The sequence below is a fragment of the Niastella vici genome, assembly GCF_002077945.1.
In the GTDB taxonomy this organism is placed as follows: Bacteria; Bacteroidota; Bacteroidia; order Chitinophagales; family Chitinophagaceae; genus Niastella; species Niastella vici.
Genome location: NZ_LVYD01000059.1, coordinates 116,902 through 125,383 on the forward strand (window position 1 = coordinate 116,902; position 8,482 = coordinate 125,383).

At 37.8% G+C, this 8,482-nt stretch carries 9 protein-coding genes; 3 read left to right on the forward strand and 6 right to left on the reverse strand.

Features of this window, described 5'->3' with window-relative positions:
• Positions 1-722: 722 nt before the first annotated feature.
• Entirely contained in the window at positions 723-1,706 is a 984-nt protein-coding gene (locus tag A3860_RS27605; RefSeq protein ID WP_081152617.1) for a phytanoyl-CoA dioxygenase family protein, read from the reverse strand.
• 335 nt (positions 1,707-2,041) lie between these two features.
• Here A3860_RS27605 and A3860_RS27610 point away from each other — a divergent pair, with 335 nt between their 5' ends.
• Positions 2,042-2,890, forward strand: coding sequence for an AraC family transcriptional regulator (locus A3860_RS27610; RefSeq protein ID WP_081152620.1), 849 nt, complete (start codon positions 2,042-2,044; stop codon positions 2,888-2,890).
• Between the two features lie 136 nt (positions 2,891-3,026).
• Here A3860_RS27610 and A3860_RS27615 read toward each other — a convergent pair whose 3' ends face one another.
• A complete protein-coding gene (locus A3860_RS27615; RefSeq protein ID WP_216823513.1) occupies positions 3,027-3,950 on the reverse strand; it encodes an alpha/beta fold hydrolase in 924 nt (307 codons plus the stop codon).
• Positions 3,943-4,752, reverse strand: a complete 810-nt coding sequence (locus A3860_RS27620) for an SDR family NAD(P)-dependent oxidoreductase (protein WP_081152624.1) — start codon at positions 4,750-4,752, stop codon at positions 3,943-3,945. Before A3860_RS27620 ends, A3860_RS27615 begins: the two co-directional genes overlap by 8 nt.
• 101 nt (positions 4,753-4,853) lie before the next feature.
• Between A3860_RS27620 and A3860_RS27625 the strand changes: the two genes are divergently transcribed.
• Complete coding sequence (locus A3860_RS27625) at positions 4,854-5,261, forward strand: winged helix-turn-helix transcriptional regulator (protein WP_081152626.1); 408 nt, start codon at positions 4,854-4,856, stop codon at positions 5,259-5,261.
• 350 nt (positions 5,262-5,611) lie between these two features.
• Here the strand turns inward: A3860_RS27625 and A3860_RS27630 are convergent, their stop codons facing one another.
• The 3 genes from A3860_RS27630 to A3860_RS27640 are packed head-to-tail and all read right to left on the reverse strand — an operon-like array spanning position 5,612 to position 7,547.
• Positions 5,612-6,307, reverse strand: a complete 696-nt coding sequence (locus A3860_RS27630; RefSeq protein ID WP_081152628.1) for an SDR family NAD(P)-dependent oxidoreductase — start codon at positions 6,305-6,307, stop codon at positions 5,612-5,614.
• Positions 6,308-6,340: 33 nt separating this feature from the next.
• Entirely contained in the window at positions 6,341-7,195 is an 855-nt protein-coding gene (locus A3860_RS27635; RefSeq protein ID WP_245843642.1) for a DsbA family oxidoreductase, read from the reverse strand.
• Positions 7,185-7,547, reverse strand: coding sequence for a DoxX family protein (locus A3860_RS27640; protein ID WP_081152630.1), 363 nt, complete (start codon positions 7,545-7,547; stop codon positions 7,185-7,187). The genes A3860_RS27635 and A3860_RS27640 overlap by 11 nt, the downstream gene beginning before the upstream one ends.
• A 129-nt stretch (positions 7,548-7,676) precedes the next feature.
• Here A3860_RS27640 and A3860_RS27645 point away from each other — a divergent pair, with 129 nt between their 5' ends.
• Entirely contained in the window at positions 7,677-8,042 is a 366-nt protein-coding gene (locus tag A3860_RS27645; RefSeq protein WP_081152633.1) for a winged helix-turn-helix transcriptional regulator, read from the forward strand.
• The last annotated feature ends 440 nt before the right edge of the window (positions 8,043-8,482 follow it).

The following is an 8,482-nucleotide window of genomic DNA, read 5'->3' on the forward strand; positions in this document are numbered from 1 at the left end:
CTAGGCTAACCGGGGTAAAGTCAGTACTAATTGTATGTAGAAACCAGGAAAGCGAAAGAATTATCCTTTGTGCGGGTGCCTAACAATATGTTCCACAAAATGATATGAGATAGGGATAAATCCAGGAAGGTTTGTGGCAGCAAACGTATTTTCATAGCAGCAATCTTTCTTTTAATTAATGCTGTAAAATTACCGGATGTTCTTTGAAGGGCGGTTCTCAAATGTTGCAGATTATGGCATGAAATGTTGCAGATGACTACAGAACAGACTTTAGAACCAGAAACTGTCAAGACTGGCACCCGGTTGATATTAAGTTTACAAGCCCCTTCAAGTCATTGGATTTGAAGGTTTTTTTGGGTTCGCAAAATATTCTTGTTAAACAGTGTATCGGTTGTTGCCATATCAGTTCTATTCTGAATTTTCTTTTGACAAGTTACATTATCCTATTCTTAAACATTGCATACTGGCACCAGCTAATACTTCTTCATAAGTAAATGTAATTGTTCATTCTTTTCTGTAAGAGCATTAGTAGTCAATTGATTATCAATGCCGTTTTTTTAGGTCAAGACCGGTTAACGGCATATATTTTTGTTGTGCATCACCTTATTTGAACATTCCGCTAACCTTGAAAATAAAAAAGCAGGACTCTACAAAGAATCCTGCTTAAAAAACTAAATGAAGCATCTAATTTGACAGCAATTAACTAACTCAAATTATTTAAACTACCATTTTTCCAAGCCTAACAATTTTTTACCAAGTTCATTTAATTCAGCTCTTCTATATTTTGTTTGTTCCCATTTACGAGGGTCGCCGGGAAAAGCATAACCTTCAGGAGCAACTCTATCTTTCCAAGAGTTGATTCGCCATTGACGCAACGCTTCGTTGTTTTCTTCTGCTGGCATCATAGATATGTATTGAGCAATACGAACTTTATCGCTGCTCTTGTTAGGACGAATGCCATGCGGTTGCAGGCTATTAAAAATAAGCAAGTCTCCTGCTTCCATTTTTACTTTTACAAATTCAAAACCTGTGGTATCAGGTTTAAAATGGTCACGGTCTTCTGGTTGTGTCAACTTCCATGTATCGTAAGTACGGAACAGTTCAGGAATACATTGAAAGCCACCCATGTTTTCATCAGTTTGGTCTGCCAACGCCAATACACCTTGCACATTGACAGGTTTTGTTTCGGGGTCATAATCCCAATGAATAAACCCTTTTTGTTCAAAACCTGGCTTAATTGGGAAATTAAGGTTTGCCCTATCAATTGTTACCCATAATTTTTCAGTGCCCCAAATATCTCTAAACGCATCATATACTCTTTGTGTCATACGGTTATTCCATAAATGCTGATTGTTATAAACTTCAACCATGCCAGTATTAGTCAACTCCTTCATTTTCATTTCAGCCCATGGTGGTGCATACCATGTGTCCGGATTGTTGGGGTCTTTTTCTTCAAATTCCCATAAAAAATTTGCGGTGGCTAAAGCTTGTTCCCGTGGTACGGCATTTTTTATTACAATAAACCCATTGGTTATCCAAAAATTCCAGTCAGCTTCGCTTAACACCCGAAGAGGCTCACCGTTGCTTCGGTCATTTAATTTGGTAGCACTGCTCTTTGCAGTTGAGGGATTGCCCGGAATGTTTTTGTGAGCATTATCGGGAAGCATGGTGGGTATCATTGTAGGTACCATTGTTTTTTGTTCCATATAGCAATATTTAATGTTTAAAAAATAAATCAGTTAATAACAAGCATTGCCTTTGGCTTTTGCTACACCACCCATTTTCATTTCTATGTTTACAGACTTTCTTTTCACTATCATTTTTTGTTGATAGCGAGCTGTTTTTAGCAGCTATTGACGGCTGTATAATTTTGACAGGTGATTGATTTGAAGTGAAGTTTTGTTGTAGCATCGCAATCTGTTTTTGATAACACAAAAATAGCTTAGCGAAGGAGGGCTAATCAACATCTACAATGGCTGATGTTTGTACTGTATTGATATATTTTTGTACTTTTAGGAATAATGCTGCAAAATCAGCGCAAATGAAAGCAAAATTAGAATCTATAACAACCGACAGGGATAGCTCGTTCAGAATACTTTTGACCCCAAATCTGAATGAAATATTTTATTGGCATTTTCATCCTGAATATGAAATAGTTTACGTTGAAACAAAGAGTGGCTTCCGCCATATTGGCGACCACATTTCAAAATATGAAGGCAGTGACCTTGCCTTAATTGGACCCAACATACCTCATTTAAATTTTGATTATGGAGTAAAGGCAACGGTGGACACTGTAGTAATTCAAATGAAAGAAAACTTTTTAGGAAAAGACTTTTTTTCATTGCCCGAAATAACAGCCATAAAAATGCTGTTTGAAAAAGCAAAAAGCGGTGTAGTATTTTATGGCAAAACAAAAAAGTTAGCAGGAGAAAAATTAAAGCAAATAACCTCATTGCCACATTTTGAACAACTCATTACTTTGTTACAAGTTTTTAATTTGTTAGCTAAAAGCAACGAAATAGAAATACTAAAAGCAAGACCAATTGCCAGTGCATCATTATTAAAAGAACAACAGCGGTTACAAAAAGTGTATCATTTTATCGAAGCTAACTATCAAAGCGAAATTGATGTAAATGCTGTTGCAAAGTTGTGCAACCTGACAACTGCTGCTTTTTGCAGGTATTTTAAGAAATCAACTCACTATACCTTCACAGACTTTTTAAATCAGTTTCGTATAAATCAATCAAAAAAAATATTGTTGCAAGACAAGAATGTGACAGAAGCATGTTACGAAAGCGGCTTTGCAAACATTTCTTACTTTAATAAAACATTTAAAAAAGTTACAGGAGAAAACCCCTCTGCATTTAAGAGAAGGCATTTGGCAGAATAATTAATTAGCAACTGCTTTTAACTTAGAACGACAAACCGAACGCACAACATTGGTATTGCCGCAAATTCAACATCAGGTGGACCAGGACATTTTACTATGAATGCTCATTTATTTACTATTTTCAATTGTTTGTGATTTATTGTTTGCATAGAAATTCCAACGCACTTTTTACAAACTCATCGTGATATTGAAATATGCCTCCATGACCTGCATCTTTATAAATGATGATTTGCGAATTAGGAATACGCTTAGCTAAGTTAGAAGTATTGCTGCTTGGAACCATTCTGTCATTTTCGCCATTAGCCACTAACACAGGCTGTTTGATCACTGATAAATCTTGTGCTGCCTGCAAGCCCCATGCATGTATGGCTTTCAATTGTCTTTGAAAATTTCCAACTTTCATTTTTTCATCACGATTTTCTTTTCGCTCTTTTAATCGGTTCAAAAACTCCTTTGCAGATTTTTTTCCATTTTCATTTCTATTGAAAAAAAGATAGGTCTTCGCATCCTTAAAAGTCAGCAGACCTCTGAAAATATCTAAGTAAGTAAGCTTCGTAACGTTTTTAATTCCCTCACCCCCGGCAGAACCTGCTCCTGTTATGATAGCTCTACGAACAAGATGCGGCTCTTGAAGTAAAATCTCTTGTGTAATGAAACCACCTAATGAAAAACCAACCAAATCAACTTTCTCATAACCCAATGCATGAATAAATGCCCTTGCATCCTTTGCCATTTCAGCAACTGTTTTTGGCGTTGTGCCTTTTGTAGCACCTATACCACGATTGTCAAAGCAAATTATTTGACGTGCGGTTGCCAAGCCATCCATAATTCTTGGATCACAGTTGTCCATTGTTGCTGCTAAATGATTGAGAAAAATTATCGGGATGTCCGAATTATTCTCCCCTAGTTTGCGATAATAGAAATCTGTTCCGCCAACATCAACTCTTTGCGTTTTTACATTTTGATATATCATGACTGATTGTGTTTGATTATTTGTTTGTGTAAATGTTTTGCTAATCCAAGCGAGAGATAGAAAGAGAACTAAAGTTATTTTATGCACGTTGCGTCTTGTTTATTTGGTTTAAAATTGAATTTTCAAATGTTTTGTAAGAAAAGTGTTGTAATGCAAGAATTACTCCTGCGCCTTTGCCAACCGGATTATTAAACTTTGGATTTTTGTCTTTCACCAGTTTTATTACGGTATCAATTACAGGTGTTGGCTCAGGTGAATTCTTAAATAGATTTTTTGCGAATGCTTCAACTTTTTTGCGATAAGAAGCGTAATCATCAATCTTGCCAACAGCCGCAACCGAACTATTAATAACGTTGGTTTTAAAACTCATTGGCTCAACCATTGCAACTTTGATGTTAAACTCATTCAACTCAAATCTCAAGGATTTGAAATAACCTTCCAGCGCATGTTTGGAAGCAGAATAATAAGCAGCACTTGGAAAACTAAGCAGCCCCATTATAGAACCTACCGTAATTATTTTGCCAAAGCGTTGCTTTCTAAAATAAGGAAGCAGGTCAATAGTGAGTTTAACTGTTCCCCAAAAGTTTGTTTCTAATTGTTGCCTTCCTTGTTCAATTGTTGTTTCCTCGGCAAGTCCCGATAAATAAAAACCTGCATTGTTTATCAAAACATCCAACTGACTGATTTCACTAAACAGTTTCTTGACAAAAGATTGAATTGAATCGTCATCAGCTATATCCAATGACAATAATTTGAAAGGGACTTGGGACTGATGTCTTTCAGGGTTGCGGCTTGTACCGACAACATTGTAGCCACTTTCATGTAGCTTGTTCGCAATCAAAAGACCAAAGCCTGATGATGCTCCTGTTATTAAAATTGTTTGTTTCATTTTTTCATTTTTAAAACTTAATTATTAATTTCGCTTGCAAATCGCAAGTGCAAATATACAGACTACTTTCAAATTGCAAGTGATTTTAAATAATATTTTTTATGAGTAAGTCAAATAAAAGATCGGATTGCCCTGTTAGCCTTTCCCTTGATGTATGGGGAGATAAGTGGTCGCTGTTGATTATCAGGGACCTAATGTTTGCAAAAGAATGTACCTATGGTGACTTCTTAAAGTCACCCGAAGGAATAGCAACCAATATTTTAGCCTCAAGATTACAAGTGCTTGAAGAACATCAGATTATTGAAAAATTAGACCATCCTGAAAGCAAAGCAAAAGTGTTGTATAAATTAACCAACAAGGGAATTGACCTTCTCCCTATTATGATTGAAATAAATTTATGGGCTGAAAAATATTATCACATAGCTGAGGACAGAAAGGCTATGTTGAAAGAGGTCAAAAAGGACAAGGCAGGTTTTATTAAATCAATGTCAAAAGAGTTGAAAAAGTAAGTGCAGCTTTTACCGACGACAAAGCAGCAGCTAACAAAAGTATTGCGAAAAGGTGGGCTTGACACAGGTATTTGAATATTGAGTAGCCCGGAATCAAAATTAATTCGAACTAAAAAAGCCTCAAGTTCAATGGCTTGAGGCCTTTTTTTGGTTTTCGTGCCCCACTTAAGAGAATTATCGAACCAGGAGATAGAGGATTTAACCAGTATCTATAAACTAAGAAAGCTAATTTTTCCCTAATCATGGAATTTATGCGAAATCGCGTCGGCTGAAAGTAAAAAGCACTGGTCTTGAGAGTTAGGCAGTTTCGCTGCAGACTACTTGATAGCTGGAAAATTTTCTCGCGAAATTTACGATATGATGATTTCTGCAACATCCCGCTGCTTATAAAGTCTCCAGTGCGCTTCTGCAACCTCAGCTGCTGTTATCGTTGGCATTCCTTCAGGGAAATCTCCTTTGCTTTCACCAGGAGTGTTTTCATTTACAACCAGAGCGCCAATGGACACAATACCGGCATATATGTTGTCCTCCTTCAGGTCCATATTAAGCAGCCGCGCATAATTTAATAACGCTCCTGCGGCAACGCCGAAGCTGGCCGTTAAATTGATGGGATGCTGGGCGGACGATGCAGTAGTAAATAAGATGCTGCCGTCTTTTCTTTCCAGCATTTGTGGGAGTACGGCCTGCACGGCAGCTATGGCAGCAAGTACCTGGTAATCGAGATGATGCTGTTCATTCGCTACATCTATATTTCTCGCTGTCCGTATACTTTCCCAGGTGGGGGTTGGACTGAATTCCAATACATCAATTGCACCGTAATAATTGATAACCTCCTGCAATGAGCGGGTTAAATGCTCCCGGTCTAATATGTCGGCCTGGAAAGACGCGGCCTGAATGCCTTTTTTCAGCAAATCGTCTTTTAGCATATTTAGTTTTTCCACGTTTCTCGCAAGCAGCACAACATTGTACCCCTCTTTTCCAAATCTTTCTGCCACGGCAAATCCTACGCCCGGACCAGCACCGATAATGACTATTGTTTTTTTCATATTTCTCTTGTATTTTATATTGATTAATATTAATTAATGTGTACACTCATTACCGGGTGTACAGGTCGTACCCTGAGCAACCTGAAACAGACCGGAATTATCCTTCTTCCATTGCGCATAAGCAGTTTCCAGTACTTTGAGAATTTCAGAACCAGACTGAGCGCCAGCGATAGCATACTTGCGATCCAGCACAAAGAAAGGAACTCCTTTTGCCCCCAACCTGTATGCTTCTGCCCCGTCTGCTTCCACCTTATGTTGAAAAACAGGGTTGGTAAGGGCTTCTTTTACTTCAGCATTCGTCAGACCTATATCATTTCCCAGTTCTGTTAAAACTGCATCATCAGAAAGATTCCGGCCATCTGTGAAGTATGCATAAAACAGGCACTCTTCTGCATTTTCTCCCAGTCCTTTCGTCTTTGCGATCTGGATCAGGCGATGAGCTTTCAACGAATTAGTGACAAGCACTTTATCGAAATGATATTCAAGCCCCGCATCCTTAGCCATCCTTACTACCTGTTGATGCATGCCAACTGACCGCTCATAGCTTATTCCTTTCCGTGCAGCCACAAACTGGTAAATGTTTTCCTGATGCTGTGGTAATTCAGGAATGGTAGGATCAAGCAGGAAGCTTTTCCATTCCACCTCTATATTTTCCCTGTCAGGAAATTGCGCCAGGGCAGCTTCAAAATTCCTTTTGCCGATATAGCAAAACGGGCACATCACATCGCTCCAGATTTCTATTTTCATTTTTTTTTGCGTTTCTTTTTTAACGGCATCATTATTTTTCTTTTCATTGATTCCGGTTATAGTCTTGCGCTCACCGAATAGATTAGCGACAATCAATGTCAAAAGAAAGGCTGCAATTACTGCAAGCGTTTTATTTGGCATAGTTTAGTTTTCTGAAATAATAATAGGATACACATAGTATTGCAAACGGAATCAACGGTGCCATACCTTTTGCAGCACCATCAGCGAGCCAGTGTCCCAGACTTGCAGAAAGCAGTAATATTCCAAAAGCGACATAAGCCCATTCTTTAAACATACTGGGTATAGCAGGGATGAGGATAATTACCGCACCCACGATCTTACAGATGTCTAATTCAAGATTGAAATAAGCAGGGAAGCCAAGTCTGTGTATGGATTCGATTAAGTATGCCCGCGGAGCAAAATAGGATGGAAGCACAATCAAAACCATTCCAATAACTGTAATTATCCAATAAATTCTTTTTTCTTTCAGCATGGTTCAAATATTTACACACAAAATTATTTGACATAACTTTACAATTGTTATCTGTTACCTTTTAGAAACTGGTTTCCTTTATGAAATCAAGTGGCTATTGATAAAGCGATTACAGTAATTTTGAATTATATGAATGCAAAAAAGCCAGCCCCGCAAGTACCTGATTGTAAAGAGCAATTAATTGCGATAAAGGATACTATGATCTTGTTATCGGGGAAATGGAAAATTCAGATTATTGGATGGCTCCTGCTATATGGTAAGGTGCGTTTTATGGATATGCTGCGTGGGATAGAAGGTATTGCTGCCAAAATGCTCTCTAAAGAGTTACAGGAACTTGAGCAAAATGAAATAGTGGCCCGAACTGTGATGCCTACGAAACCGACAACTGTGGAATATGAGCTAACGGAACATGGTAAGACTTTAAGCGGGGTAATTGACGCTATTTCGGCCTGGGGAGTTACGCATCGAAAATTCCTATTTAAAAAAGAAAGCTAATTAGGTCATCTATTTTATGCATACTGGATTCAACCTAAGTTTGCCCGGACATTAAGGGTAACCAATGCTTTTACGTTGGCTATTTTTGCAAATTGAAAATACTCAGTACTGTATACTGTTAGTGGTAAGTTTAACCCGCACTGGGAATCGAACCATATAAGCTATTGCTCTACAATGATTTGAGCTTTGTCATTCAAAAAAGTAAAAATTGATTTATCTAAAAAGGCCTCAAGTTCAACAACTTGAGGCTTTTTCTTTTCGTGTGCCCAGGACTGGATTCGTTAATCCATGAGCGTCAATTACTTATAGCAAATGATTGTCACATGCTTGTCAGAAAAAATTGAAAGATCAAAAGGTGTGACAGTTCTACCCTACTTTTTCATCAATTCTATTCAGTTCTCAAGTTTTGCGTGTAAATTCTTGTCATGTTGGTTCTTCGT